Source organism: Pantoea sp. E956-1 (assembly GCF_982223955.1).
The window spans coordinates 171177-197476 of record NZ_CEUYZP010000009.1; the positions used below are offsets into that span (position 1 = coordinate 171177).

At 56.1% G+C, this 26300-nt stretch carries 24 protein-coding genes and 1 riboswitch; of the genes, 13 read left to right on the forward strand and 11 right to left on the reverse strand.

The genetic code is table 11. From position 1 onward, the window contains the following. Window positions 1-285 precede the first annotated feature (285 nt). Window positions 286-807, forward strand: a complete 522-nt coding sequence (gene zur, locus AC0T7J_RS19615) for a zinc uptake transcriptional repressor Zur (protein WP_473796120.1) — start codon at window positions 286-288, stop codon at window positions 805-807. Between the two features lie 73 nt (window positions 808-880). Here the strand turns inward: zur and AC0T7J_RS19620 are convergent, their stop codons facing one another. The 4 genes from AC0T7J_RS19620 to AC0T7J_RS19635 form a co-directional block, all read right to left on the reverse strand. Next, complete coding sequence (locus tag AC0T7J_RS19620; protein ID WP_031591796.1) at window positions 881-1093, reverse strand: CsbD family protein; 213 nt, start codon at window positions 1091-1093, stop codon at window positions 881-883. A gap of 167 nt (window positions 1094-1260) precedes the next feature. After that, a complete protein-coding gene (dinF, locus tag AC0T7J_RS19625; protein WP_473796123.1) occupies window positions 1261-2583 on the reverse strand; it encodes an MATE family efflux transporter DinF in 1323 nt (440 codons plus the stop codon). A 100-nt stretch (window positions 2584-2683) separates the two neighbouring features. Beyond that, the gene (lexA, locus tag AC0T7J_RS19630) at window positions 2684-3298 is read right to left on the reverse strand and encodes a transcriptional repressor LexA (protein ID WP_010252231.1); all 615 of its coding nucleotides are present in this window, start codon (window positions 3296-3298) and stop codon (window positions 2684-2686) included. Between the two features lie 105 nt (window positions 3299-3403). Continuing rightward, window positions 3404-3772: a diacylglycerol kinase gene (locus AC0T7J_RS19635; protein WP_473796126.1), complete on the reverse strand. Its 369-nt coding sequence runs from the start codon at window positions 3770-3772 to the stop codon at window positions 3404-3406. Between the two features lie 128 nt (window positions 3773-3900). Between AC0T7J_RS19635 and plsB the strand changes: the two genes are divergently transcribed. Further along, complete coding sequence (gene plsB, locus AC0T7J_RS19640) at window positions 3901-6324, forward strand: glycerol-3-phosphate 1-O-acyltransferase PlsB (protein WP_473796204.1); 2424 nt, start codon at window positions 3901-3903, stop codon at window positions 6322-6324. Between the two features lie 283 nt (window positions 6325-6607). Here the strand turns inward: plsB and ubiA are convergent, their stop codons facing one another. The 4 genes from ubiA to AC0T7J_RS19660 all read right to left on the reverse strand — a co-directional run bounded on the left by ubiA (window position 6608) and on the right by AC0T7J_RS19660 (window position 9291). Then, window positions 6608-7492, reverse strand: a complete 885-nt coding sequence (ubiA, locus tag AC0T7J_RS19645) for a 4-hydroxybenzoate octaprenyltransferase (RefSeq protein WP_473796129.1) — start codon at window positions 7490-7492, stop codon at window positions 6608-6610. 10 nt (window positions 7493-7502) lie between these two features. Next, window positions 7503-8015, reverse strand: a complete 513-nt coding sequence (gene ubiC, locus AC0T7J_RS19650) for a chorismate lyase (RefSeq protein WP_010252243.1) — start codon at window positions 8013-8015, stop codon at window positions 7503-7505. An 86-nt stretch (window positions 8016-8101) separates the two neighbouring features. Next, window positions 8102-8512 carry a phosphate-starvation-inducible protein PsiE gene (psiE, locus tag AC0T7J_RS19655; RefSeq protein ID WP_473796134.1) on the reverse strand — a complete coding sequence of 137 codons (411 nt, stop codon included), beginning with the start codon at window positions 8510-8512 and terminating at the stop codon, window positions 8102-8104. A gap of 71 nt (window positions 8513-8583) precedes the next feature. Further along, a complete protein-coding gene (locus AC0T7J_RS19660) occupies window positions 8584-9291 on the reverse strand; it encodes a UTRA domain-containing protein (RefSeq protein WP_010672207.1) in 708 nt (235 codons plus the stop codon). 206 nt (window positions 9292-9497) lie between these two features. On the opposite strand from AC0T7J_RS19660, the gene AC0T7J_RS19665 reads away from it, so the two are divergent. From AC0T7J_RS19665 to AC0T7J_RS19690, 6 genes are all read left to right on the forward strand, one after another. After that, window positions 9498-10559, forward strand: coding sequence for an ABC transporter substrate-binding protein (locus AC0T7J_RS19665; protein ID WP_473796137.1), 1062 nt, complete (start codon window positions 9498-9500; stop codon window positions 10557-10559). A 20-nt stretch (window positions 10560-10579) separates the two neighbouring features. Then, the gene (locus AC0T7J_RS19670; protein WP_473796140.1) at window positions 10580-11392 is read left to right on the forward strand and encodes an alkaline phosphatase family protein; all 813 of its coding nucleotides are present in this window, start codon (window positions 10580-10582) and stop codon (window positions 11390-11392) included. After that, entirely contained in the window at window positions 11389-12234 is an 846-nt protein-coding gene (locus AC0T7J_RS19675) for an ABC transporter permease (RefSeq protein WP_473796143.1), read from the forward strand. Before AC0T7J_RS19670 ends, AC0T7J_RS19675 begins: the two co-directional genes overlap by 4 nt. Before the next feature lie 11 nt (window positions 12235-12245). After that, window positions 12246-13031 carry an ABC transporter permease gene (locus AC0T7J_RS19680; protein ID WP_473796146.1) on the forward strand — a complete coding sequence of 262 codons (786 nt, stop codon included), beginning with the start codon at window positions 12246-12248 and terminating at the stop codon, window positions 13029-13031. Between the two features lie 2 nt (window positions 13032-13033). Beyond that, window positions 13034-14026, forward strand: a complete 993-nt coding sequence (locus tag AC0T7J_RS19685) for an ABC transporter ATP-binding protein (RefSeq protein ID WP_473796149.1) — start codon at window positions 13034-13036, stop codon at window positions 14024-14026. A 108-nt stretch (window positions 14027-14134) separates the two neighbouring features. After that, on the forward strand, window positions 14135-15760 hold the full coding sequence (locus AC0T7J_RS19690) for a Na/Pi cotransporter family protein (RefSeq protein ID WP_031593875.1): 1626 nt from the start codon (window positions 14135-14137) through the stop codon (window positions 15758-15760). A 95-nt stretch (window positions 15761-15855) separates the two neighbouring features. On the opposite strand, the gene panS is transcribed toward AC0T7J_RS19690, so the two are convergent. The 3 genes from panS to lysC form a co-directional block, all read right to left on the reverse strand. Further along, on the reverse strand, window positions 15856-16773 hold the full coding sequence (panS, locus tag AC0T7J_RS19695) for a ketopantoate/pantoate/pantothenate transporter PanS (protein ID WP_473796152.1): 918 nt from the start codon (window positions 16771-16773) through the stop codon (window positions 15856-15858). Window positions 16774-16956: 183 nt separating this feature from the next. After that, entirely contained in the window at window positions 16957-17649 is a 693-nt protein-coding gene (gene aqpZ, locus AC0T7J_RS19700) for an aquaporin Z (protein WP_069025632.1), read from the reverse strand. Between the two features lie 240 nt (window positions 17650-17889). Further along, the gene (lysC, locus tag AC0T7J_RS19705; protein ID WP_473796155.1) at window positions 17890-19242 is read right to left on the reverse strand and encodes a lysine-sensitive aspartokinase 3; all 1353 of its coding nucleotides are present in this window, start codon (window positions 19240-19242) and stop codon (window positions 17890-17892) included. A gap of 113 nt (window positions 19243-19355) precedes the next feature. After that, window positions 19356-19548, reverse strand: a riboswitch (Lysine riboswitch). 391 nt (window positions 19549-19939) lie between these two features. Between lysC and pgi the strand changes: the two genes are divergently transcribed. The 5 genes from pgi (at window position 19940) to AC0T7J_RS19730 (ending at window position 26075) form a co-directional block, all read left to right on the forward strand. Beyond that, a complete protein-coding gene (gene pgi, locus AC0T7J_RS19710; protein WP_473796158.1) occupies window positions 19940-21586 on the forward strand; it encodes a glucose-6-phosphate isomerase in 1647 nt (548 codons plus the stop codon). A gap of 565 nt (window positions 21587-22151) precedes the next feature. Continuing rightward, window positions 22152-22400 carry an exopolysaccharide production protein YjbE gene (gene yjbE, locus AC0T7J_RS19715; protein WP_010252668.1) on the forward strand — a complete coding sequence of 83 codons (249 nt, stop codon included), beginning with the start codon at window positions 22152-22154 and terminating at the stop codon, window positions 22398-22400. 197 nt (window positions 22401-22597) lie between these two features. Next, a complete protein-coding gene (locus tag AC0T7J_RS19720; RefSeq protein ID WP_473796161.1) occupies window positions 22598-23245 on the forward strand; it encodes a YjbF family lipoprotein in 648 nt (215 codons plus the stop codon). Further along, a complete protein-coding gene (locus AC0T7J_RS19725) occupies window positions 23242-23985 on the forward strand; it encodes a capsule biosynthesis GfcC family protein (protein WP_473796164.1) in 744 nt (247 codons plus the stop codon). The genes AC0T7J_RS19720 and AC0T7J_RS19725 overlap by 4 nt, the downstream gene beginning before the upstream one ends. Then, window positions 23985-26075: a YjbH domain-containing protein gene (locus AC0T7J_RS19730; protein WP_473796167.1), complete on the forward strand. Its 2091-nt coding sequence runs from the start codon at window positions 23985-23987 to the stop codon at window positions 26073-26075. Before AC0T7J_RS19725 ends, AC0T7J_RS19730 begins: the two co-directional genes overlap by 1 nt. The last annotated feature ends 225 nt before the right edge of the window (window positions 26076-26300 follow it).

Genomic DNA, 26300 nt, shown 5'->3' on the forward strand with positions numbered 1-26300 from the left:
TTCAAACTGCATTGGGATATTTCAAATAATGCCAGACTTTTCTTAAGTCTTTCTGAACATTACTTCTTAACTCAGTGAGATGCAAAGCAAAATGCCAACAAATTCCGCTTCAGGTGGATTCAGAATGGATCTGATTTATCGACAGATTTGAGATAGAGGACGGCTTAAATTCTGATTATGCTGCTTTATCAGGCAAATAATGCTGTTTTTTCAGACGAAAACCAACCTCAGCGCCGCGAAACTATGTGTGATAAAATAACATCACTTATCCAGCGGAGAATTTTCATGACAAACATGACGTCGCAGCAAATTTTGATTCAGGCCGAAAAGATGTGCCTGCAGCGTGGTGTGCGTCTGACTTCGCAGCGTGCTGAAGTGTTGCGCCTGATGGCCGAACAGCCTGGCTCAATCAGCGCCTACGATCTGCTGGATCAACTCCGGGTCAGCGAGCCGCAGGCCAAGCCTCCCACGGTTTATCGGGCGCTTGATTTCCTGCTGGAGCAGGGTTTCATTCATCGGGTGGAATCCAACAACAGCTACGTCATGTGTCACCATTTTGAGGCACCAGCACATACGTCGGTGATGCTGGTCTGTGACCGTTGTGCCGCCGTTACAGAGAAGCAGGCACAGGGCGTAGAGAAGATTATTGCAACGCTGGCGGGTGAAGCGCAGTTTGCATTACGCCACAGCGTGATTGAAGCACATGGTTTATGTGAAAATTGTGCTGCGGTTGAAGCCTGTACGCACCATGCAAGTTGCGAGCATGACCATCAGGATGAGGGTAAAAAGCGGGGAAAACGCGGGTAGCTGGCACATCCTTGTGCAGTTCCGGTGAGGGCCCACCGGAACGCGTTCAGCTGATTATCAACCTATTGTCTGATTACCAGCGGTGATCTTTGTTCTGACCTTCCCAGTCGGTTACTTCGCGCTCGGCTTCATCTTTCGTAGAGCCGTAACGCTCCTGGATTTTGCCAACCAGCTGATCGCGTTTACCTTCGATAACCTGCATATCATCGTCGGTCAGCTTGCCCCATTTCTCTTTCATTTTGCCTTTGAACTGCTTCCAGTTGCCGCTTGCTTCGTCTTTATTCATGGCAGACCTCCAATCCTCGGGTTTTAATGATTATCTTGCTGCTTAACAAAATAACGATACAAAGCGCTGGTTAACTGCGCTGCATAGAGTTAATTGTAGTAGCCAATTTCTTAACCATGGAATAATACAGAATAATCCGTATCGGCTTGCGTGCAGCCACTGCTGACTCAGGCATCAAACCAGCTGTTCTGACGCCAGTGCTTACGCCAGATGAGCCACAGCGACAGGCCGCGCAGCGCCAGGAAAACCGTGACCGCCAGCCACAGACCATGGTTACCCAGTACCGGTACGCTAAGCAGCGTCAGAAAATAGCCTGCTGCGGCTACCACCATGCTGTTACGCATCTCGCGCCCGCGCGTCGCCCCGATGAACATGCCATCCAGCAGATAACACCAGACACCGATCAGCGGCATTATCATCTGCCAGACCAGATAGCGGTCCGCTGTCTGCTGAAGTGACTGAAGAGAGGTCAGCAACGACACGATCTGCGGGCCAAAAATGGCATAGATCAGCGAGAAGAACAGCGCCACCACCACCGCCTGCCGACAGGCAGAGTGCCAGACGCGCAGGAGTTTACTGCCATCTTTTGCACCATGCGCCTCACCCGCAAAAGCTTCAACTGCGTAGGCAAAGCCATCCAGCGCATAGGCAGTAAAAGTAATGAACATCAGTAATACTGCGTTAACCGCCACCACATCAGGGCCGAGTCGCGCGCCCAGCACGGTCAGCGAGGCAAAACAGAGCTGCAGCATCAGAGAGCGCAGCATGATGTCCCGGTTCAGTCGCAGCAGCCGGCCGCTGTCACCGCGCCAGCTCTGCTTCAGCAGGCTAAGCGTAATTCCGCGCAGTTTTAATACCCGCCAGACCATGATGCTGCCGACGCCCAGCGTGATGTACTCTGCCAGTGCCGTGGCGGTGGCCGCCCCCGCGACACCCCAGTGCAGCCCCATCACCAGCCAGAGATCGAGCACGATGTTAACCAGATTGCCCACCACCAGCAGGATCACTGGCGCACGCGCATACTGCACGCCCAGCAGCCAGCCCAGGATTACCAGGTTTGCCAGCGTGGCAGGCGCACTGAGCCAGCGAATCTGAATAAACAGCGCCGCCTGTTCCAGTACATCGGGATTGCCGCCAACCAGATGGGTCGCCAGCTGGATAATCGGATAACGCAAAGCGATGAACAGTACACCTGCCAGCAGCGCGATGATCAGCGGTTGCGTCAGCGCGCGCGCCAGAGCGGTTTTATCGCCCGCACCAAACGCCTGTGCCGTAAGGCCAGTCGTACTCATTCGAAGGAAAAGCAGCAGCATAAAAAGGAAGCTGGTCACTGTAGTCCCGACCGCAACCCCGCCAAGATAGACAGGGCTGTCGAGATGACCAATTACTGCAGTATCGACCACTCCCAGTAAGGGAACAGTGATATTTGAAAGGATCATTGGCAGTGCGAGCCGCCAGAGATTTTTATCCGTTGCCGTGATAAAGCGCATTCGCCGTTCCGTGCTCAGTGTCGCTGCGCAAAAGAGACAGCGACAAAATTAGGGCAGACAGAATAGCATCAGAAAAAGCGAATGCACGCTGGCGTCAAAATCAGAGCCACTCGCCGTTGCGCACCACGCCCACCGCCAGACCTTCAATAGTCAGCGACTGCGCACGGGTATCGACAACAATCGGGTCAAAATCGCTGTTTTCAGGCAGCAGATGCACGATAGCACCCTGCTTTTTCCAGCGTTTAACGGTAACTTCATCATCAATGCGGGCAACCACAACCTGGCCGTTGCGCACATCCTGGGTTTTATGCACCGCGAGCAAATCGCCATCCATAATTCCGATATCTTTCATCGACATTCCGCTGACGCGCAGCAGGAAGTCAGCAGAAGGCTTAAACAGGCCTGGATCGACCTTGTAATGAGTTTCGATATGTTCCTGCGCCATGATCGGCTCACCGGCAGCAACCCGGCCAATCAGCGGTAGCCCTTCTGAGGCTTCTTCTTCCATTAACAGGCGAATGCCGCGTGATGCACCGGAAACGATCTCGATAACGCCTTTACGCGCCAGCGCTTTCAGATGCTCTTCTGCCGCATTCGGCGAACGGAAGCCCAGCTGCGCCGCAATTTCGGCACGCGTAGGCGGCATGCCCGTTGAAGAAATATGGTCGCGAATCAGGTCATAGACCTGCTGCTGCCTGCTGGTTAATGCTTTCATCCCGCCCCCTGGTTGTTTATACAGTCGCTGTGAGTATATACAGGTATTGGCGAAATGGAAACCAATTGTCAGGGAAAACGCGCCCTCAGACGCATTGTGGAAGGCTTATCGCAAATGTGTCCAGAGCAGCGCGATCCAGACAAAGAGTGCCAGTAAAATGCTGATCAGTACCGCCGCCGAGCCCATGTCTTTCGCCCGGCCCGCCAGCGGATGATGCTCCTGACCGATGCGGTCAACCACCGCTTCAATAGCGCTATTGAGGATTTCAACAATGACCACCAGCACCACCACCCCAATCATGAGGATGCGTGAGACCATATCGACATCCAGCCAGCACGCAATAATAATTGCGACCAGCGCAGCCAGCGCTTCCTGGCGAAACGCCGCCTCATGTTGCCAGGCGGCTCGCAGTCCCTGCCATGAGTAACCTGCGGCTTTTACTATTCTGATAAGTCCGGTGGCATTATTTGCCATGATGTGGGAACCCTTTCATCGGATTGACGTCAATGTCTGGGCTGCGTGCAATGGGCACCACCACAGATCTTCGCTGCGCTTTCTGGTATGCTTGCGGCGCTTTGCTAACAAGAGGCTTCATGTTGTCTATGTCAGGTTGGCGTAAACTCTATTACAAACTGCTTAATTTACCACTGTCGTTTTTGGTAAAAAGTAAGGCCATTCCGGCCGATCCCGTGTCTGAACATGGTCTGGATCCGACCCGACCTATTATGTATGTTTTGCCTTACGATTCGAAGGCCGACTTACTGACATTACGCGCGCAGTGTCTGCGGCATCATCTGCCCGACCCGCTCTCTCCGCTGGAGATTGATGGTTCACTGCTGCCGCGCCACGTCTTTATCCACAATGGCCCGCGTGTCTTCCCCTATTTTGTGCCCAGCGTGGAATCCGTGAAAATCTTTCACGATTACCTCGACCTGCACCGTAATAACCCAAAGCTCGATATACAGATGCTGCCGGTCACCGTGATGTTTGGTCGCGCACCGGGACGTGAAGTTCAGGGCGAAGCCACGCCACATCTGCGGGTGCTGAACGGGGTGCAGAAGTTCTTTGCGGTGATCTGGCACGGGCGCGACAGTTTTGTCCGCTTCTCACCGACGGTGTCGCTGCGCCGCATGGCAACTGAACACGGTACGGATCAGTCGATCGCCCAGAAGCTGGCTCGCGTGGCGCGCATTCATTTTGCCCGCCAGCGACTGGCGGCGATTGGCCCGCGCTTGCCGGCGCGTCAGGATCTATTTAATCGTCTGCTGCAATCCAAAGCGATTGAAAAGGCAGTAGAGGATGAAGCACGCAGCAAAAAAATCTCCCATGAGAAAGCGCAGCAGAATGCCGTCGAGATGATGGAGGAGACTGCAGCAAACTTCTCCTATGAAGCCATCCGTGTAACTGACCGCGTGATGGGCTGGCTCTGGAGTCGACTCTATCAGGGCATCAACGTCAATGGCGGCGAAAAAGTCCGCCAGCTGGCCCAGGATGGCCACGAGATTGTCTATGTGCCGTGCCATCGCAGCCACATGGATTATCTGCTGCTCTCCTATGTGCTTTATCATCAGGGACTGGTGCCGCCGCACATCGCAGCCGGGATCAATCTCAACTTCTGGCCAGCCGGCCCGATTTTCCGTCGTCTGGGCGCTTTCTTTATTCGTCGTACCTTTAAAGGCAACAAGCTCTACGCCACGGTATTCCGTGAATATCTCGGCGAGCTGTTCACCCGGGGCTATTCGGTTGAGTATTTTGTCGAAGGAGGCCGTTCACGAACCGGTCGCCTGCTGGACCCTAAAACCGGCACCTTAGCCATGACGCTGCAGGCGATGCTGCGCGGCGGAAATCGTCCGATCACGCTGGTGCCGATCTATATCGGCTATGAGCATGTGATGGAAGTGGGCACTTACGCTAAAGAACTGCGCGGCGCGGCGAAAGAGAAAGAGGGCTTCATGCAGATGGTGCGCGGCTTACGCAAGCTGCGTAATCTCGGTCAGGGTTACGTTAACTTTGGCGAACCCCTGCCGCTGGTCAACTATCTTAACAAGCGAGTGCCGGAATGGCGCGATGCCATCGATCCGATTGAGCCGCAGCGTCCCAGCTGGTTAACACCGACCGTCAACGATATTGCTGCCAGCCTGATGGTGCGTATCAATGAAGCGGGCGCGGCTAACGCCATGAATCTCTGTGTCACCGCCCTGCTGGCGTCACGTCAGCGCTCACTAACCCGTGAACAGCTGATTGAACAACTGGAGTGCTATACCCAGTTGCTGCGCAACGTGCCTTACTCGCCAAATGCGACCGTACCCGATCTCTCAGCGGAAGCGCTGCTGGATCACGCCTTGGGTATGAATAAGTTTGAGAGTGAAAAGGACAGTATTGGCGACATCATCATTCTGCCGCGTGAGCAGGCAGTGCTGATGACCTACTATCGCAACAATATTCATCACATGCTGGTGATGCCGTCGCTGATTGCCGCCATTGTTCAGCAGCATCAGACGCTGAGCGAAGCAGAACTGCTGCGTCAGGTGAGCCTGATCTACCCGATGCTGAAGAGTGAGCTGTTCCTGCGCTGGCAGACCGATGAGCTGCCGCAACTGTTGACCGAACTGAGTCAGGAGCTGGCGCGTCAGGGCCTGATTACGCTCGAAGCCGGCGAATTACGCTTTTCCTCAGCGCGCTATCGCACACTGCAACTGCTGGCCGCCGGTGTGCGTGAAACGCTGCAGCGCTATGCCATTACGTTCTCCATTCTCAGCGCCAAGCCGACGATTAACCGCGGCACGCTGGAGAAAGAGAGCCGGACGCTGGCACAGCGTCTGTCGGTGCTGCACGGTATCAATGCCCCGGAATTCTTCGACAAAGCGGTCTTTACCTCACTGGTCCTGACCCTGCGCGATGAGGGGTATATCAGCGACAGCGGTGATGCCGATGTTGCGCAGACCATGGCGACCTGGCATATGCTGGCAGACCTGGTCACCAGCGATGTTCGTATGACGATTGAAACCGCTGGGGCGCACGACTGACCGCAGCGCGCATAGTAAAAAGGCGACCTCATGAGGTCGCCTTTTTTATAGGCCAGGTCTGGTCCGATTCGCTGTAAAACGGTGCCTGCTCAGGGAACATCGTCAGATCGGAAAGACGCAAAAGCGTCATCCCTGACTGCTCGGCCCGCGCCGTCCCTGCCGCGGGACGCTTTCCTCTTCTGCCCATGTTCCCTGCGCGTTGAGCTCATTCATTGCTGCCAGATTCATCCTCGTCAGGTTTGGCGACCTCCCGGATCGCCTTTTTATGTCTGGAAACTCTCTATCAGAACAGCTGGCTGAACGGCGGGGTATTCATCAGTACACCGAGGAACAGCACCATCCCGACATAGTTATTATTGAGAAAAGCCTGGAAACAGGGTTGCCGCTCACGTCCGGCGATCAGCTTCTGCTGATAAACAAACAGCGCGGCAGCCAGCAGCAACGTCCAGTAGAAGGCGCTGTTCAGATGCAGCATGATGCCCACCAGCGCCATCAGCAGCAGCGTCGCCAGTTGCAGCAGGCCAATGATCAGCTTGTCGAATCGGCCAAAAAGAATCGCGGTCGACTTCACGCCAATCTTCAGGTCATCATCCCGATCCACCATCGCATACTGGGTGTCATAGGCGACCGTCCAGCAGATGTTGGCGATAAATACCAGCCAGCAGACCAGAGGTAAGGACTCACTAACTGCCGACCAGGCCATAGGAATCGCCCAGCCAAAGGCGGCACCCAAAACCACCTGAGGCAGGTGGGTATAGCGCTTCATAAAGGGATAGACCCAGGCCAGCGCCAGCCCCACTACAGAGAGCATAATCGTCATCAGGTTCATGGTCAGCACCAGCGCAAAAGCCACCAGTGCCAGGATCACGAACAGCAGCTTAGCCTCTTTTGCACTCACCGCGCCGCTGGCCAGTGGCCGATGCTTCGTGCGCTCGACATGACCATCTACTTTGCGATCGGCATAGTCATTGATTACACAACCGGCCGCACGCATCACGATGACCCCGGCAACAAACACCGCCAGCACCGGCAGCGGCGGGATCGCCATGTCAGCCAGCCATAATGCCCAGAACGTTGGCCACATCAGCAGCAGCGTACCGATTGGTTTATCGATACGCATCAGACGTGTGTAGGCCCGCCATTTGTTCATACTTAAGCTATTTTGCACCACAGGATCCTCAGACCAGATCGCGATAGAGCGGCGATGCCGGTAAAAACAGTTCAGTCAGCAGCAGCGGTTTACCCGAGAGACGCAGGCGTGAGCGCCGTCCCCACAATCCCTCCACCTGCCCCGGCTCAATAAAATCCCGGGTCAGCGTCGAAGAGGAGAAGAGATAGCGCCCCAGCGGCCGGGTGCCCAGCTGCTGCAGCATCGCTTCTGGCCCGTTGAGGGTGCTTTCCGGCACCAGCGTACGGCCAGCCAGCCAGGGCTGATCGTCGCCGAACAGCAGCACTTCGCGCAGCCAGAAGCGTTGATCGTCTGGCAACAAGCCCTTTTCATCACCTAACTCGCTGGCGTCGATAAAGCCTTCACGCAGCGGCTGAACCGTGACCCGCTGGCAATGTTGTTCAAAACGGCGCGTCATTGAATCCTCCTCCATCAGCCAGTCGAGCAATGGCGGCGCAAGGGTTGCCTGCGACGGAGAAAGCCAGTTGAGTGCACGTAATAAGCTGAGCGCGTCTTGCGACATAGCACCACTCCCAATAATTTTCAGGACGCTAGTTTAGCGCAGAGACGCGATGCGAACACCTGCCGTCATGACAGACGGCAAGAGGATTACTCGCGTTTCAGGCGGTTGCTGTTCGCCAGCCACAGAGTGACCACCAGAATCAGAATCGCCGCAGAGTAACAGAGCGTATCGAAGGGATTTTTATGGTCGACGATAATCAGGCGGATAATTGCCGTGATACCGATATAGACAAAATAGCGCAGCGGAAAGTGATAGCCCGACTGAAAGTACTTAACAATCAATGCAATAAATTCGAAGTAGAGGAAATAAATGACAATTCCCTCAATCAACAGATAGGAGGATGACTGCTCGCCGGTGTTAAACAGCACGTTTGCCAGATGGATAGTTTCTTTGCCTAAAAAGACGATCAGGATGATTGCCAGACTCAGCAGACCCAGATTCAGCACCCATTGCAGTACCGTCGCAAGGTGGCGGGCCAAAGGATTTTTGTCACTCATGTTGCGCCTTAAAAAAGGAGTTATTAGCGCGCGATATCATGCGCGAGTGTGACGCAAATCACAATAACTCCTCAGGCCTCGACATCAACACAGAGCGCATCGTAACGCCAGTATTCACAGTCGCAATCAATCACCTCTTTTTGCTGGTTGCGATTGATACGGGTAATCAGCAAACCGGGGCTGCCCGGTGCCACATTCAGCATGGGTGCGGCGACCTCCGGCAGCGGGCCGGGCAGGATGGTGAAGCGCGCGCCGCCGTAACGAATGCCGTAGCGCTGATCATAGAGATCGGTCAGTGAGCGGGTCAAATCTTCATCAAGCAGACCAGGGAAAAAACGCGGATTGAGGTAGTGTTCAACATAGAGCACCGCGCGCCCGTCGATGCGCCGCAGGCGTCGGATGCAGTAAACCGCCGAACCGGATGCCAGCCGCAGCGCCGTCGCCACGCTGTCGTGCGCCGCGACCTGTTCGGCGGCGATGACCTCGGTGGCCGCCTGCCGTCCCTGCTCCATTGCCATGGCATGAAAGTGGCTGTGATGCAGCGGGTTATAGATCAGTCGCGGCGGTGCGATAAACCAGCCGCGACGCAGTTCCCGGTAGATCATCCCCTGGGCTTCCAGCTTGCCCAGTGCTTCCCGCAGGGTAATCCGGGTCGTGCTGAACGCCTCACTTAAGGCACGCTCCGCCGGCAGTCGCCCGGCGCTGAACTCTCCGGCCTGAATGCGCGTCAGCAGGACGCTGGCGATCGCATCCGCCGTTTTGAGTGCTATCGACTCCACAACAGTAGCCTCATTTTGGTGCGACTCCGCACTCTTAGTGTTCAGGTAAACGCGCCTGTGACAGGCGAACGGGTCACATCTTTCATCGCCCATCCCCCACACAGCGCCGCCCTGTCATAAATCGTTCATATACAGGGGCTACATTGGCTCGGTTCTTGCTGGACTAGACCAGTCAGGCCCATCAACTTACACCCGGAGCAACTGAGATGAAAGCGTTTATCGCCTCTGTAGTAGCCAGTGCTGTAGTGCTCACCCTGCCCGTTGCGCAGGCCGCCGATAACGACCTTGCCGCCCTGGAAAAAGCGGCACGCAGTGAAGGCCAGGTCAACAGCGTCGGGATGCCGGATAGCTGGGCTAACTGGAAAGATACCTGGAACGACATCAGCAGCAAATATGGCCTTAAGCACAGCGATACCGATATGTCATCGGCGCAGGAGCTGGCGAAATTCGATGCAGAGAAAGAGAACGCCAGCGCTGACATCGGTGACGTGGGTGCCGCCTTTGGCCCGATCGCTGTCGCTAAAGGTGTGACCCAGCCCTATAAACCCACTCACTGGGATCAGATTCCGGCCTGGGCCAAAGATAAAGATGGCCACTGGGCGCTGGCCTATACCGGCACCATCGCCTTTCTGATCGACAAGCAGCAGGTTAAAGATATCCCCCACAGCTGGGCCGATCTGAAAAAAGGTAAGTATGTGGTTACTATCGGTGACGTCGGCGTGGCAGCTCAGGCGGCCAACGGCGTACTGGCGGCAAACTACGCCTTAGGTGGCGATGAGAAGAACCTGAAACCGGCGCTGGCTTTCTTTGCCGATCTGGCCAGACAGGGTCGTCTTGGCGTGACCGATCCGGTGATTGCCAATATCGAAAAAGGTGAAGTGCAGATGGCGGTGGTGTGGGACTTTAACGCCCTTAACTACCGGGACCAGATCGACAAAAACCGCTACGAAGTGGTGATTCCGTCTGATGGCTCCGTGACCTCCGGCTACACCACCGTCATCAACAAATATGCGAAACACCCTAACGCCGCAAAACTGACACGCGAATATATCTTCTCAGACCAGGGACAGATCAATCTGGCGAAGGGCTATGCCCGTCCGATCCGTGCCGAGCATCTGACGCTGCCAGCGGACGTTCAGGCTCGCCTGCTGCCGCAATCTGAATATAAAAATGCCCGTCCGGTTAAAGATCAGGCTGCCTGGGATAAATCGTCGAAAATGCTGCCGCGCCTGTGGCAGGAAAACGTCATCATCAACATGCAGCAGTAATTCGCGGCAGGGAGAACGGAATGAAGACCATTCTGGTAGTGCTGGACGGCCTGAGCAATCAGGTCGCACAACATGCAATGGGTTACCTGCATGCCGAATGTTCGCAGGGCAACGGGTTCTATTACCGTATGACCTGTGAATTACCCTCGCTGTCACGCCCGCTTTATGAGTGCATTCTGACCGGTGTTCCGCCGGTCAGAAGCGGCATTATTCATAATGGCGTCAGCCGGTTAAGTCGCGAGCGCAGCGTATTTCACTTTTCGCGAGCAGCGGGACTGACGACGGCAGCGGCGGCCTACCACTGGGTGAGTGAGCTTTATAACCGAACGCCGTTCGTTCCGGCGCGCGATCGTCACACTGACGCGCCGGACCTGCCCATTCAGTATGGCCATTTTTATTCTGACGATAGCTATCCCGACTCGCATCTGTTTGAAGATGCAGAGAGCCTGCGGCTGCGTCACGATCCCGACTTTCTGCTAATCCACCCGATGAACATCGACGATGCCGGTCATAAATCGGGCCTCTCCTCGCCACAGTACCGCAACCGGGCACGCATCGCCGATGGCCTGCTGTCGCAGTGGATGCCCTTGTGGCTGGCTGAGGGCTATCAGGTGATGGTGACCGCCGATCACGGTATGAATGACGATCGCTCTCACGGCGGTATTCTGCCGGAAGAGACCACGGTGCCGCTGTTTGTCTTTGGCCGGGCTTTTTCGTTGCAGCCTGACCTGGCACCCCAGCAGACCGACCTGTGCGGCACGCTGTGTGAACTGCTTGAGGTGGCACATGACAAGCCGGTCTGTCGCGGGCTGCTGGCGGAGCCGAAGAGATGAGGGGAAAAGGAGTCGCGCTGCTGCTGCTGTTACCGTTCACCCTGTTCTGGGTCGCCTTTCAGCTGGCCCCGCTGTTGTGGATCGCCATTAATAGCTTCTGGAGTGAGATGAACAGCCAGTGGGGCTGGGATAACTATCAGGACATTCTCACCTCGCCCTTCTACCAGCAGGCGTTTCGTTTTTCGCTGGATATCTCATTCTGGTCAAGCGTCTACGGCTTACTGATTGCACTGGTCACCGGCTATTCACTGCATCAGCTCGGCGGCGGACGACTGCAGCGCTTTCTCATCGCTTTTACCAACATGACCAGCAACTTTGCCGGTGTCCCGCTGGCGTTTGCCTTTGTGATTCTGCTGGGGCTGAACGGCTGCCTGACGCTGCTGTTGCGCCATTATGGTCTGGTTGAAAGCTTCAGACTCTTCTCGCGCAACGGCATGGTGCTGGTATACACCTGGTTCCAGATCCCGCTGGGCGTGCTGCTGCTCTACCCGGCGTTCGACGGACTGAAAAAAGAGTGGCAGGAGTCCGCTGCGCTGCTGGGTGCCAGCCGCTGGCACTACTGGTGGCACATCGGCCTGCCGATTCTGTTTCCGGCGCTGCTCGGGACCTTCGTGATCCTGCTGGCGAATGCGCTGGGCGCTTACGCCACGATTTATGCCCTGACCACGGGTAATTTCAACGTGGTGCCGGTGCGTATTGCCGCGCTGGTCTCCGGTGATATCTCGCTGGATCCCAACACCGGTAGCGCGCTGGCGATGCTGCTGGTGGCGATTATGGCGCTGATTACCCTGGTGCAGCAGTATCTGGTGCGCCGTAGCTATCTCAATGCGAAACAGCCATGAAAGGAGCCGCCATGTCACGTGCTGAGCACCTCTATCACCGGATAATGATTGGGTTACTCTTTACCCTGCTGGCACTGCCTTTACTGGCCACACTGCTTTATGCACTGTCGTCCGACTGGAGTAACACCATTCTGCCACAGGGCTATAGCCTGAAGTGGTTCATCCAGCTCTGGAGCGACCCGCGATTTCTGACGGCGCTGGGCCATTCGCTGCTGATTTGCCTGGGTGCGCTGCTGTTCTCGCTGGTGCTGGTGCTGCCTGCCATGTTTGTAATCGCTTACTATTTTCCTCGACTGGATGCGGTGATGAACGTCCTGATCCTGATGCCTTTCGCCGTGCCGCCGGTGGTGTCGTCAGTGGGATTACTGCAACTCTACTCTTCGTCACCGCTGATGCTGACCGGCACGCCGTGGATCTTAATCGGCTGTTATTTCACTATCGCCTTGCCCTTTATCTACCGGGCGCTGGCGAACAATATGCAGGCGATCAACCTCAAAGAGCTGATTGATGCCGCGCAGTTGCTGGGTGCCAGCACCTGGCAGGCGGCGCTGTGGGTCGTGCTGCCCAACCTGCGCAAAGGGATGCTGATTGCCGTGCTGCTCTCTTTCTCCTTCCTGATTGGCGAATTTGTCTTCGCTAACCTGCTGGTCGGCAACCGCTATGAAACCCTGCAGGTTTACCTCTTCAACATGCGTAACGGCAGCGGTCACTTCACCAGCGCCCTGGTGATCTCCTACTTCTTTGTGGTGCTGCTGGTCACCTGGCTGGCCAACGCCCTGAATCCCGAACGAGGCTGAATATGAGTTACCTTGAGGTCAGAGAGCTGAACAAGTCCTATGGACCCACGCCCATTTTTGAGCAGATCGATTTCAGCGCCGCTGAAGGGGAATTTGTCACCCTGCTCGGCCCCAGCGGCTGCGGTAAATCGACGCTGCTGCGTTGTCTGGCGGGGTTAACCAGCGTCGACAGCGGTGAAATCAGGCTGGAGGGCAAAGATATTGTACCGCTGGCCCCGCAGAAGCGCGCCATCGGTATGGTGTTCCAGAGCTATGCGCTGTTTCCCAATATGACGGTAGAGAAGAACGTCGCATTTGGCCTGAAGATGCAGAAACTGCCCGAAGCGCAGATTCGCCAGCGGGTACTGGAGGTGCTGGAGCTGGTTGAACTCAGTGATTATGCACGCCGCTATCCGCACCAGTTGTCAGGCGGGCAGTGTCAGCGCGTGGCACTGGCACGTTCGCTGGTGACGCGTCCGCGTCTGCTGCTGCTGGATGAACCGCTGTCGGCGCTGGATGCACGTATTCGCCGCCATCTGCGCGATCAAATCCGGCGCATCCAGCGCGAGCTGAATCTCACCACCCTGTTCGTCACCCACGATCAGGAGGAGGCGCTGACGCTCTCCGATCGTATCGTGCTGATGAACCGGGGCAAAATCGTGCAGAACGGCGATGCCGAAGCGCTCTATACCCAACCGGTCGATCTCTTTGCCGCCGGATTTATTGGCAACTACAACCTGCTGAGCGCTGAGCAGGCGACGCGACTGACCGGGCAGCCTTTCCATAGCCAGGTGGCCATTCGCCCGGAATCGATGCTGTTCACCGCGCCGGGCCAGGGCATTCCTGCGGAAATCCTCAGCCACAGTCTGCTGGGCAACGTGATCCGCTATCGTATCCGGGCGCATGATGTGGAACTTTCGATTGATGTGCTTAACCGATCGGCGGCGGATTTGCACCCCGCTGGCAGGAAGATTGGTCTACAATTAGAGATGTCGACTTTGCGCCAGGTGGCTTAAAACACAGGAAAAAATCACGCATCGCACGGCAATCCCCTTCACAGATTGCTCTCTTCCGTCAGGCTGGCAGTCTGTGCTTTGAGCCTGACATTCGAGGAGCGACACCACGTGTTAACCCTGCTTAATTTACTCTCTGCGGTAGCCCTGCTGGTCTGGGGCACGCATATCGTACGAACCGGCATCATGCGGGTCTACGGTGCCGATCTGCGCCGCGTCCTGAGTCGCAGCATAGAAAAAAAACCGATGGCGTTTCTGGCGGGCATTGGCGTGACCACGCTGGTGCAGAGCAGCAACGCCACCACGCTGCTGGTGACCTCTTTTGTGGCGCAGAATCTGGTCAGCCTGACGCCCGCGCTGGTAGTGATTCTTGGCGCGGATGTCGGCACCGCTATTATGGCGCGTATCCTGACGTTTGATCTCTCCTGGCTCTCACCGCTGTTTATCTTCTTTGGCGTGGTGTTCTTCCTCAGCCGCAAGCAGACCCGTGCGGGTCAGTTAGGCCGGGCCAGTATCGGCCTGGGCCTGATATTGCTGGCGCTGCAGCTGATTGTCGAAGCGGCTCGGCCGATTACCCAGGCCGCCGGTGTCCAGGTGCTTTTCTCCAGCCTGACCGGCGACGTGATGCTTGATGCGCTGCTGGGGGCGGTATTCGCCATCATCAGTTACTCCAGCCTGGCCGCGGTGCTGATCACCGCGACGCTCACCGCCACCGGCGTGATTTCATTCAAGGTGGCGCTCTGTCTGGTGATTGGTGCCAACCTCGGTAGCGGCCTGCTGGCGATGATCAACGCCAGCGGCTCAAATGCCGCGGGCAAGCGCGTGGCGCTCGGCAGCCTGCTGTTCAAGCTGATCGGCTGCGTGTTCATCCTGCCGTTTGTCGATATTGTGGCGGAGTGGCTGGATAAGCTGCCAGTCAACGATGAAGAGTTAGTGATTTTCTTCCATGTGTTTTACAACCTGATCCGCTGCGTGGCGATGGTGCCGTTTGCTGACCTGATGGCGCGCCTCTGTCGTCGTATGATCGCCGACGACGTGGATAACGCGCTGCACCTTAAGCCGAAACACCTCGATCGCAGCGCGCTGGATACGCCGGCGCTGGCGCTGGTGAATGCCGCCCGCGAAGCGTTGCGCATGGGCGACGTGCTGGAGCAGATGCTGGAGGCGTTTAATAAGGTAGTACATGGCGAATCCCGCGAGGAACGCACGGTGCGCAGGCTGGATGATGATGTCGATGTGCTCTATACCGCCATCAAACTCTATCTGGCGCGGATGCCAAAAGAGGACCTCCCCGAAGAGGACTCGCGTCGCTGGGGCGAAATCATTGAAATGTCACTTAATCTGGAGCAGGCCGGGGACATCATTGAGCGGATGAGCGGCGATGTCGCTGACAAGTCGCTGGCAGCGGGCCGCGCGTTCTCTGCCGAGGGATTAAAAGAGCTGCAGGAGCTGCATGAGCTGCTGATCGCTAACCTCAGAATGAGTCTGTCGGTGTTTCTGTCACACGATGTCACCAGCGCTAAACGTCTGCGCCGCGCTAAACATCGCTTCCGTCTGATGATCCGCCGCTACTCTCACGCGCATGTTGACCGGCTGCACCAACAGAACGTGCAGAGCATTGAGACCAGTTCGCTGCACCTCGGTTTACTGGGCGACATGAAGCGCCTGAATTCACTGTTCTGCAGTGTGGCCTACACGGTGCTGGAACAGCCCGACGATGAACGTGACTATGAATAAAACTGAGCGGAGTGAATAGCCTGCTGCGCCGGAGCGGTGATCGTCCGGCGCGGCAGCAGTGAGATGCGGCGCAGTGCAATAATGCGCCGCCACTGTTACTTCTTCTTAATCGGCTTTCCTGACCAGTAACCCGCCAGCAGTGAACCTGACAGGTTGTGCCACACCGAGAACAGCGCGCCTGGCAATGCCGCCAGTGGTGAGAAGTAGAGTTTTCCCAGCGTCGCCGCCAGTCCGGAGTTTTGCATGCCAACCTCCAGCGCCAGGGTACGGCAGGTTGACTCATCGAAGCCAAACAACTTGCCACCCCAGTAGCCGCCAAGCAGGCCAATCGCGTTATGCAGGATCACCGCCGCGATCACCATCAGACCCACCGATCCAATAAAGGCCTGACTGCCCGCCACCACCGCACTGATGATCAGCAGAATGCAGACCATCGAAAACGCAGGCAGCCAGGGTTCGACCCGGCGAACCACGCAGTTCATGCTGTGATGAATGATCAGTCCCAGGGAGATGGGGATCACGACGATCTTCACGATACTCAGCAGCATGCCAGCCACATCAACCTGAATGTGGGTATCAACATAAAAGCGGGTTAACAGCGGCGTGGCGAACACACCCACCAGCGCAGAGACTGACGAGATTGTCACTGACAGCGCCACATCCCCCTTCGCCAGATAGATCATGACGTTGCTGGCGGTGCCGCTGGCAACTGAGCCGACCAGAATCATACCGGCAGCCAGATCGGGCGGCATATGAAACAGTTTGGCCAGCCCCCAGGCGGCTAACGGCATCACCAGATAGTGCAGAAAGGTTCCGGCAATCACCGGCGCAGGTCGGGTCAGGACCCGTTTAAAATCGTCGATATTCAGGGTCACACCCATGCCGAACATAATCAGCATCAGCAGATAAGTGACCCAGGGTCCGATGCCGAGAAACGTACCTGGAGAGTAATAAGCGGCGACAGACAATAGCACGGCCCAGAGCGGGAACAGGCGGGTTAACGTGGCGAGCATAGCCAGACTTCCTTATAAGAATGTTATGTTTTATGCAGATTTGCCATAGAGAGTCGCCATGCAGGAACGACTGCCGTGACGAAGGCCGGATCATAACATTTCATTATCATGGCGTAAGGCGAAGATGGGTCGAGGCGGGAAAATGCGGATCGACTGCTGCCGATCCGCTGAATATTGACGAAATTACGCTGCTTTTTCCTCTAAACCGCGGTAGATCAAACCACCAATCACGGCACCGATAATCGGCATTAACCAGAACATCCACAGCTGAGAGATCGCCCAGTCCCCCTGGAACAGGGCTGCCGCGGTGCTGCGTGCCGGGTTAACCGAGGTATTGGTAACCGGAATGCTGATCAGGTGAATCAGGGTTAACGCCAGACCAATCGCGACAGGTGCAAAGCCTTTTGGCGCGCGTTCGCTGGTGGCACCCATGATCACAATCAGGAAGATAGCGGTCATCACCCCTTCGGCGATCATACCTGACTGCAGGCTGAAGCCGCCCGGTGAGTGTTCACCGTAGCCATTTGCCGCAAAGCCGCTGGCCGCTGCACTGAAGTCGCCTTTACCGCTGGCGATCAGATAGAGCACTGCGCCAGCGGCAATGCCACCTGCCAGTTGCGCGATGATGTAAGGAATGGCCTGAGACGCGGGAAAACGTCCGCCTGCCACTAATCCCAGGGTCACCGCCGGGTTAAAGTGCCCGCCTGAGATGTGACCGACCGCATACGCCATGACCAGCACGCTCAGCCCGAAAGCCAGCGCCACGCCCACGAAGCCAATGCCCAGTTCCGGGAACGCAGCTGACAGCACGGCACTACCACAACCGCCGGCCACCAGTACGAAGGTACCCAGCGCCTCTGCGACTAACCTTTTCATGATATTTCCTAAATTTGGGTGAATTGATTCAGCGGCGGGATTATAAATCTGCGGAAAGGGAGCGCAATGCAGGTGCACGAAATGCGCAGAGAAAGGGGTTGCCATTTGGCAATAACAGGCATTAAATTTATGAATTAACAGGGTTTATCGGAAGTCGCGTGCCGGGGAGTAATGAGGGAGATATGAACCATTTTTGCCGCTTTGCAGGCCGCGCTGACGCGGCCTGAATGGCAGAGAAGTTTACTCGAACAGATTACGATGCAGCGTACGTACCACGCTTTCCGCATCGTTGCCCGGTACCAGGAAGCAGAGGTTGTAGCTGCTGGCACCGTAGCAAATCATCCGCAGGTTGAACGGGTCGAGCACACCAAACACCTCTTTGCCGACGCCGCACGCTTTTGATAGCTGGTTACCGATAATCGCCACCAGCGCCAGATCTTCTTCCACTTCAACCCGGCACAGCGACGAGAGTTCAGTCAGTAAAGCCTGGGTCAGCAGGCTGGCACTGGTTGAGGTCGATCCGGTGGTGTCGAGCGTCAGCGCCACGCTCACTTCGGAGGTGGTGATCAGGTCAACCGAGACGTTATGACGCGCCAGAATATTGAAGAGTTCGGCAAGGAAACCAAACGTATGCAGCATGTTAAGGCTGTGCAGCGTTAACAGTGTCTGCTTACGACGTAGCGCCAGCGCCCGAAACAGCGGCGGGTTGCGGGTTTCATTGCAGACGCGGGTTCCCCCGGCTGCCGGATCCTTGCTGGAACCGACGAATACCGGAATACCCCGGCGTACAGCGGGAAGCAGCGTCGCCGGGTGCAGCACTTTCGCGCCGAACGTCGCCATTTCAGCGGCTTCTTCAAAAGTGATTTCATCAATACGCTTCGCCGTCGGCACCACGCGCGGATCGGTGGTGTAGATGCCTGGCACATCCGTCCAGATATCCACGCGCGCCGCGTTCAGCGCTTCGCCCAGCAGCGCGGCGGTGTAATCACTGCCGCCGCGGCCTAAGGTCGTGGTGCGTCCTTCGCTTTCACTGCCAATGAAACCCTGAGTAATGACTAATGCCTGCTCAATGCGCGGCTGTAACTGCGCCGTCGCCTGCTCCGCCAGCACCTGTACATCCGGCACTGCCCGGCCAAAATGATCGTCGGTACGCATGACTTTGCGGACATCGAACCACTCCGCGTTAACCTGGCGTTCACGCAGAATTTCCACAAACAGCAGTGATGACATCAGCTCACCGTGGCTGACCAGTTCATCGGTCAGGGCATTCGAGGTTGCCAGTGAGGCGGCTTCGGAAAGCATGCTGATATTGTCGATCATCCGATCAATTTCATCGCGGATTACTTTCGGACGCTGCAGGCGATCAACAATGGCGTACTGGATACGGCGGATATCATCAAGCAGCACAGCGCGCTGAGGAGCCTGCTGGCCTTCAGCCAGCGCAACCAGCAGATTAGTAATGCCCGCCGAAGCCGAGAGCACCACCAGACGCGTGCTGGCGTCCTGCAACACCACATCGGCGCTGCGGTTCATCGCTTCAAAATCGGCTACGCTGGTGCCGCCGAATTTTGCCACTATCAGTGTTTGAGACATGTAGGACCTCGTGTCAGGTTATCTTGTTCTCGCCGATGAAAGGGTCGAGAAACATTCTTTCAGCCAGGCACAAGGAAAGAGCAGAAACGGGCGGACAAGATCGGATAGACGAGTCACCCAGAAGCGCCCCACCTTGCGAAACGTCGACTGCAGACGTTTCTGGTGACAACCCAGAGGATTCAGCCCCTGTAGCCGACAGGCAGCACACCGCGTGCTGACCCACCTCGGCGTCGCTCCCCATCATGTGTTTTCACCGGATACGGTTCCTCCAACACACTGCCTGGGCGACGCGCCTCTTCTGGCTTGCGCACAGGTGCGCAAGTAGGCGCATAGATCTAGCCTTTTCTGGACCTGCTGTCAATGTCAGCGATGACCGGAGCGCCGCATCAGAAAACAAATGACTCTGCGTCGCAGCGGCTACAGTGCTTAATGGGTTCAGCCCATGCAGCAATCCCTGATACGGCACAACGTTTTGCGCAGACTTTCGCGTCACACTTTACCGCGCGTTGCCTCTGCGGTCCGCTGGCTGTTCGCGCCAGTGAATGCTGGCGATAAACAGCGGCGTTCAGATCGCCTGTCCGGCGCGCGCTGACAAAATTTTTCCTTTCAGTTACAACTGTGGTCATACTGAAACGCTAAACGGGCATGATGTGCCTCCGATGGAATGACGGTTCTTAATATCAACAAGAGTGTTGCCATGAAAAATATCAATCCGACACAAACCGCAGCCTGGAAAGCGCTGCAACAGCATTTTGAGCAGATGAAGTCGGTAGAAATTGCCGATCTGTTCGCCCAGGATGCCGATCGTTTTGCCAAATTCTCTGCCACCTTTGATGATCAGATGCTGGTGGATTTCTCTAAAAACCGCATCACCCAGGAAACCCTCGATAAGTTACAGGCGCTGGCCAAAGAGACCGAACTGAGCGGTGCCATTCAGTCTATGTTCTCGGGTGAGAAGATTAACCGCACCGAAGATCGTGCGGTGCTGCACGTCGCGCTGCGTAACCGGAGTAACACGCCGATTCTGGTGGATGGCAAAGATGTGATGCCAGAGGTCAACGCGGTGCTGGATAAGATGAAAGGCTTCTCTGAGCGCATCATAAGCGGCGAATGGAAAGGCTATACCGGTAAAGCGATCACCGACGTGGTGAATATCGGTATCGGCGGCTCTGACCTCGGCCCGTTTATGGTGACTGAAGCGCTGCGCCCGTACAAAAACCATCTGAACATGCATTTTGTTTCTAACGTTGACGGCACCCACATCGCCGAAACGCTGAAAGACCTCAGCCCGGAAACTACCCTGTTCCTGGTGGCATCGAAAACCTTCACCACCCAGGAAACGATGACCAACGCCCACAGCGCGCGCGACTGGTTCCTGAAAACGGCGGGCGACCAGCAGCACGTAGCGAAACACTTTGCTGCACTGTCGACCAACGCCAAAGCGGTGGGCGAATTCGGTATCGACACCAACAACATGTTTGAATTCTGGGACTGGGTTGGCGGCCGCTATTCACTGTGGTCAGCGATCGGCCTGTCGATCATTCTCTCAATTGGCTTCGATAACTTCGAGCAGTTGCTGAGCGGCGCACATGCTATGGACCAGCACTTCGCCTCTGTGCCGGCTGAGCAGAACCTGCCGGTGCTGCTGGCGCTGATTGGTATCTGGTACAACAATTTCTTTGGTGCTGAAACCGAAGCGATTCTGCCTTACGACCAGTACATGCATCGCTTTGCCGCCTATTTCCAGCAGGGAAATATGGAGTCAAACGGCAAGTATGTGGATCGTGCCGGTCATCCGGTGGACTACCAGACTGGCCCAATCATCTGGGGCGAACCCGGCACCAACGGTCAGCACGCGTTTTATCAGCTGATCCATCAGGGTACCAAGCTGGTTCCGTGTGACTTTATTGCCCCGGCCATTACCCATAACGCGCTCGCGGATCACCATCCGAAGCTGCTCTCTAACTTCTTTGCCCAGACTGAAGCGCTGGCGTTTGGTAAATCACGCGACGTCGTAGAGAAAGAGTTTACCGATGCAGGTAAATCTGCAGAGTCTGTGGCCCATATCGTGCCGTTCAAGGTGTTTGAAGGTAACCGCCCGACCAACTCCATCTTGCTGCGTGAGATTACCCCCTACAGCCTGGGCGCGCTGATTGCCCTGTATGAGCATAAAATCTTCACTCAGGGTGCCATCCTGAATATCTTTACCTTCGATCAGTGGGGTGTGGAATTAGGTAAGCAACTGGCGAACCGTATTCTGCCAGAACTGGAAAATGAGGACGAAATTACGACTCATGACAGTTCCACTAATGCCTTAATTAACCGCTATAAATCCTGGCGTTAATCGGTATTAATTTCATCGGGCGGCCACTTTGCCGCCCTTTTTTTGTCTGTTTTTACATCTGAATGGACGGTTTATATCGTCAGGGAGGATATGTTGTCAGGGAAAAGTCTTAAAAGGCCCTAAGATAATTCTGAACATCGGTGCATTCAACCGTTTTTAATAAAGTATAAAATGGCCCTGAAATTGTATGATCTATATTGTTAGCTATTGATTCTTAATCATATTCATTTCCGGCAATCCTGAGTAAATTCTGATTATTCTTATTCCGTACCAGATATAAATAAAAAAGAACAATACGCTTTGCAATTGATTCGCCAGCAGCGAAATATCTGGCATCAGCCCAAAATATTCCGATATAAAAAGTAGTTATCCCCAATTCTGCTGATTAAATCACGTGTTTACCCCGCCATTCGCCCTGGTTTTTCCAATGCTGAACTCTGGTATTTTGTTGCCCTATACTGAACGCGCCCGCAATGGGACTGTTCGACGATTTTGCCGCAGTCTGACTGCGTTGCAACGTCAGCGGACAGAGATCCTTCATTCACTCAATGCAGGAAACGCTGTTATGAAAAAAACTATGGTTGCCGGTGCAGCCTTGATCTTCGTTGCCGTCTCTTCCAGTGCATTTGCTGCGCCGGAAGAAGCTGGTACCGCAGCTGGCGCGCAGGCGGGAGCAATCTCTGCTGGCACGTCGACCGCTGTGGGTATCGGTGCACTTGGCGCGCTGGTCGGGCTCGGCATTGCCGCTTCTGGCGGTGGTGACGGTGCAAATACCGGTACAACAACCACGACCACGACGAGCACCACTCGTTGATGGATGCCCGACACCCGTCTGATTGCTGATCTGCAGCAAACGGGCAGAGGCTGAACCACTGACTTCGGTGAGTGATGACGCTGAGCCACGTAACCTGCACCTTTGCAGCCGGAACGGGACGGGCAGAGCACCTTTAAACATAACCACACGCCTGTGTGGTTATTTTTTACTTTGGCATGACTTATCAGGGACACACAGTGCGCCAACTTCCTCTGCTGCTCGCTTGCCTGCTGCTGCAGGCCTGTACACAAACGCAAAAAGGTCTTGAACAGACGCTGCTGCTTGCGGTTAACGGTCCGGACGACGTGACCGTTACCGATCAACAGGTCAACAATCTTCCCTATGCCAGTCTCTATGCTCGCCTGAATGAAGGTCCGCGCATTTTTGTGGTGCTCGGCTACAACGAGAAAGGTCAGCAGAAATGGGTGACACAGGATCAGGCGATGCTGGTGACACAGCATGGCCGCCTGGTTAAAACCCTGGGCTTGCCGGACAACCTGCTGAGCGTCAGCAATCTGCAACAGGATCCGCTCGCTGACAGCCTGCATATCAGCAACGGCGCAGGCTGGACCCGCATCGTGCAGTGGACCGAACAGGGCAAGATTCGCGGCGCGACTGTGCGTTCAACCTTCCAGCGCGGCACCGACGAAGTCCTGACCGTGGCGGGCAACCGCATTCCGTGCCGCGTCTGGCATGAGCAGGTGAGCATCGACAGCAGTAACCGCGAGTGGGAAAACATTTTCTGGATCGATAACAGCAGCGGCGATGTGGTGCAGGCCCATCAGATGCTGGCGGCAGACACCTTCCCTGTCGATATCACTATTCTGAAGCCGGCGAAATCATGAAAAAAATCACTTTTTTGCTGGCCGGGCTGAGCCTGTTCAGCGCCGCAGAAGCGCAGGCAACCGCGCAGGTTACCGTTCATGCACCGCACAACGGCGGTCAGGCTGAGCTGAGTCAGGTCGCGGATCTGTCCCAGCTGGTGACTCTGCCTCCACTGCAGGTCAACACTGACTGGCGCGCGACCTTTATTGCCGAGCGCGGCGCCAGTGCAGTAGCACAGCAGCAATATCAACAGACGCTGGGCGCGTTACGTGCCTGGCGTGCCGACAGCAGCGGCGATCGGGCGGCGGCCATTGATGAGGTGATCCGCCAGTTGAGCGCCATTAAAGTGACTGGTCGCCAGTTTACGTCGCTCGACCCGGACTGGATCCGTCTGCATCCGGCTGACAACCGTCGGCTGGAAGGCAGCTATGACCTCTATCTGCAGGCGCCCTCCGATTCTGTGCTACTGCTCGGCGCGCTGAGCGGCGCAGGCAAAGTGAGCTGGCAGCCGGGTAAATCAGTACGCGACTATCTGGATGGTCATGACGCACTCTCCGGGGCAGAACGCAATTTTGTCACGGTGGTTGCACCTTCAGGCGCCACACAGCAGGTGCCGGTTGCCTACTGGAATCATCGCCATGCGGAAGTGGAGCCAGGCAGCATCATATGGCTCGGCTTTTCGTCATGGAGCCTGCCAGGCAGCTATGAAGACCTTAATGAACGCATCCTTTCCGTACTGACTCACCGGATACCAGACTGATGAAAAAACGTTATCTCTTCAGCCTGTTGGCTGTTTCTGTGGCGGCAGCCTGTCAGGCGCAGGCTGATACCTGGCCCGAGCCGGTGGGCCCTTCACAATCCGATTTCGGCGGCGTGGGTCTGATGCAGGTGCCGACGGCGCGCATGGCCAAAGAGGGCGAGTTCAGCCTCAACGCGCGCGACAACGATCAGTACCGATACTATTCCGCGTCACTGCAGCTCTTTCCCTGGCTGGAGACCACGGTGCGCTATACCGACGTGCGTACCCGTCAGTACAGTGCGGTTTCAGAATTCAGCGGCACTCAGAGCTATAAAGATAAAGCCTTCGACCTGAAACTCCGTCTGTGGCAGGAGGGCTTCTGGCTGCCGGAAGTGGCGGTGGGCACCCGCGATCTGGGCGGTACCGGTCTGTTCGACAGCGAATATCTGGTGGCGACCAAAGCATGGGGACCGTTCGACTTTACCCTGGGGCTTGGCTGGGGCTATCTCGGCAACAGCGGCACGGTGAAGAACCCCTTCTGCTCATACAGCGACAGCTATTGCCAGCGTCCACAGGTAGGCGAAGCGGGTTCAATCAACGGCTCGCAGATGTTCCACGGCCCGACGGCGCTGTTTGGCGGCGTGGAGTATCAGACGCCCTGGCAGCCGCTGCGCCTTAAAATGGAGTATGAGGGCAACGACTACCAGAATGACTTTGCTGGCCGCCTTGAGCAGCGCAGCAAGCTCAACGTCGGAGCGATTTATCGCGTGACCGACTGGGCTGACATCAACGCCAGCTACGAACGCGGTAACACCTTTATGTTTGGTGTCACCATTCGCACCAACTTCAACGATCTGCGTCAGGCGCACATCGACAGCGAGAAGCCTTCCTACAATCCGCAGCCGCAACCTAAGTTGCTGGAGCCGACGGTGGTGGGCACTCAGCTGACCGATCTGAAATACAACGCCGGTCTCGATGGTCCGCGTATTCAGACTCAGGGTCACACGATCTATGTGTCAGGCGAACAGACGAAGTATCGCGATACCCGCGAAGGGGTGGATCGCGCTAACCGCATCATCATGAATCACCTGCCTGACGGCATCGACACGATCAATGTGACCGAGTCGCGCTTTAACATGCCACAGGTGACGACTGAGACGCAGGTTGCCAGCCTGCGTAACAATCTGGAAGGCTATCCGCTGGGCCATGATCAGCCGCTGCAACAGACCCGCAAAGAACCGGTCGATCCGGGTACGACTGAGCAGGGCATGTTTATCCGTCAGGATCGCCTGAACTACAGCCTCTCTCCGGTGCTGAATCAGTCGGTGGGCGGCCCGGAAAGCTTCTATATGTATCAGGTCGGCGTAATGGCTAACGCTGATTACTGGCTGACGGATCACCTGCTGGTGGGCGGCAGTCTGTTTGGTAACCTCGCCAACAACTACGACAAGTTCAACTACAACGGCGCACCGGCGGACTCTTCGCTGCCGCGCGTGCGTACTCATATCCGCGACTACGTTGAGAACAACGTCTACGTCAACGATCTGCAGGCGAACTATATGGGCCACCTCGGTAACGGCTTCTATGGTCAGGTCTACGGCGGGTATCTGGAGACGATGTACGGCGGCGTGGGCGGCGAGCTGCTCTATCGTCCGGTCGATGCGAACTGGGCGGTGGGCGTCGATGCTAACTATGTCCGTCAGCGTGACTGGGACAACATGATGCAGTTTAACCGTTATAAAGCCTCAACCGGCAACCTGACGGGTTACTGGCGTCCATGGTTCATGCAGGATGTATTGGTGAAAACCAGCGTCGGTCAGTATCTGGCGAAAGATAAAGGCGTGACGGTCGATGTGTCGAAGCGCTTCGACAGTGGCGTGATGGTGGGTGTCTATGCCACCAAAACCAACGTCTCGTCTGAAGAGTATGGCGAAGGCGACTTCACCAAAGGCTTCTATATCTCCATCCCAATGGATCTGTTCACCGTGACGCCAACGCGCGGTCGCGCGCAGGTGAACTGGGTGCCGCTGACGCGTGATGGCGGTCAGATGCTGGGTCGTAAGTACCAGCTGTATGATCTGACGTCCGATCGCGACGCGCGCTTTAACTAAGCAGATGGCGGCCTCAGGGCCGTTTCATGCGGTTAACAGAAAGCAGGATCAGGGAGCATACGCCTGAAGCAAAGCATAGCAATGAGATCGCGCCTGCTCAGGAAACCCGGTCAGATCGGAAAGGCGCTAATGCCATCCCTGGCCGCTCGTCCCGCGCCGTCCCTGGCGCGGGACGCTTTCCTCCTCTGACCGGGTTCCCTGCGCGTTGAGTTTCTTCATTGCTGC

Bases quoted from the DNA above. Each gene is read 5' to 3' on its own strand.
- zur (WP_473796120.1), top strand. From the start codon at position 286: ATGACAAACATGACGTCGCAGCAAATTTTGATTCAGGCCGAAAAGATG.
- plsB (WP_473796204.1), top strand. From the start codon at position 3,901: ATGTCAGGTTGGCGTAAACTCTATTACAAACTGCTTAATTTACCACTG.
- psiE (WP_473796134.1), bottom strand. From the start codon at position 8,512: ATGAGTGACAAAAATCCTTTGGCCCGCCACCTTGCGACGGTACTGCAA.
- AC0T7J_RS19620 (WP_031591796.1), bottom strand. From the start codon at position 1,093: ATGAATAAAGACGAAGCAAGCGGCAACTGGAAGCAGTTCAAAGGCAAA.
- AC0T7J_RS19665 (WP_473796137.1), top strand. From the start codon at position 9,498: ATGAAAGCGTTTATCGCCTCTGTAGTAGCCAGTGCTGTAGTGCTCACC.
- aqpZ (WP_069025632.1), bottom strand. From the start codon at position 17,649: ATGAAAAGGTTAGTCGCAGAGGCGCTGGGTACCTTCGTACTGGTGGCC.
- lexA (WP_010252231.1), bottom strand. From the start codon at position 3,298: ATGAAAGCATTAACCAGCAGGCAGCAGCAGGTCTATGACCTGATTCGC.
- yjbE (WP_010252668.1), top strand. From the start codon at position 22,152: ATGAAAAAAACTATGGTTGCCGGTGCAGCCTTGATCTTCGTTGCCGTC.
- AC0T7J_RS19670 (WP_473796140.1), top strand. From the start codon at position 10,580: ATGAAGACCATTCTGGTAGTGCTGGACGGCCTGAGCAATCAGGTCGCA.
- panS (WP_473796152.1), bottom strand. From the start codon at position 16,773: ATGCTCGCCACGTTAACCCGCCTGTTCCCGCTCTGGGCCGTGCTATTG.
- AC0T7J_RS19730 (WP_473796167.1), top strand. From the start codon at position 23,985: ATGAAAAAACGTTATCTCTTCAGCCTGTTGGCTGTTTCTGTGGCGGCA.
- AC0T7J_RS19680 (WP_473796146.1), top strand. From the start codon at position 12,246: ATGTCACGTGCTGAGCACCTCTATCACCGGATAATGATTGGGTTACTC.
- AC0T7J_RS19675 (WP_473796143.1), top strand. From the start codon at position 11,389: ATGAGGGGAAAAGGAGTCGCGCTGCTGCTGCTGTTACCGTTCACCCTG.
- ubiC (WP_010252243.1), bottom strand. From the start codon at position 8,015: ATGTCGCAAGACGCGCTCAGCTTATTACGTGCACTCAACTGGCTTTCT.
- AC0T7J_RS19725 (WP_473796164.1), top strand. From the start codon at position 23,242: ATGAAAAAAATCACTTTTTTGCTGGCCGGGCTGAGCCTGTTCAGCGCC.
- dinF (WP_473796123.1), bottom strand. From the start codon at position 2,583: ATGCGCTTTATCACGGCAACGGATAAAAATCTCTGGCGGCTCGCACTG.
- AC0T7J_RS19635 (WP_473796126.1), bottom strand. From the start codon at position 3,772: ATGGCAAATAATGCCACCGGACTTATCAGAATAGTAAAAGCCGCAGGT.
- lysC (WP_473796155.1), bottom strand. From the start codon at position 19,242: ATGTCTCAAACACTGATAGTGGCAAAATTCGGCGGCACCAGCGTAGCC.
- pgi (WP_473796158.1), top strand. From the start codon at position 19,940: ATGAAAAATATCAATCCGACACAAACCGCAGCCTGGAAAGCGCTGCAA.
- AC0T7J_RS19685 (WP_473796149.1), top strand. From the start codon at position 13,034: ATGAGTTACCTTGAGGTCAGAGAGCTGAACAAGTCCTATGGACCCACG.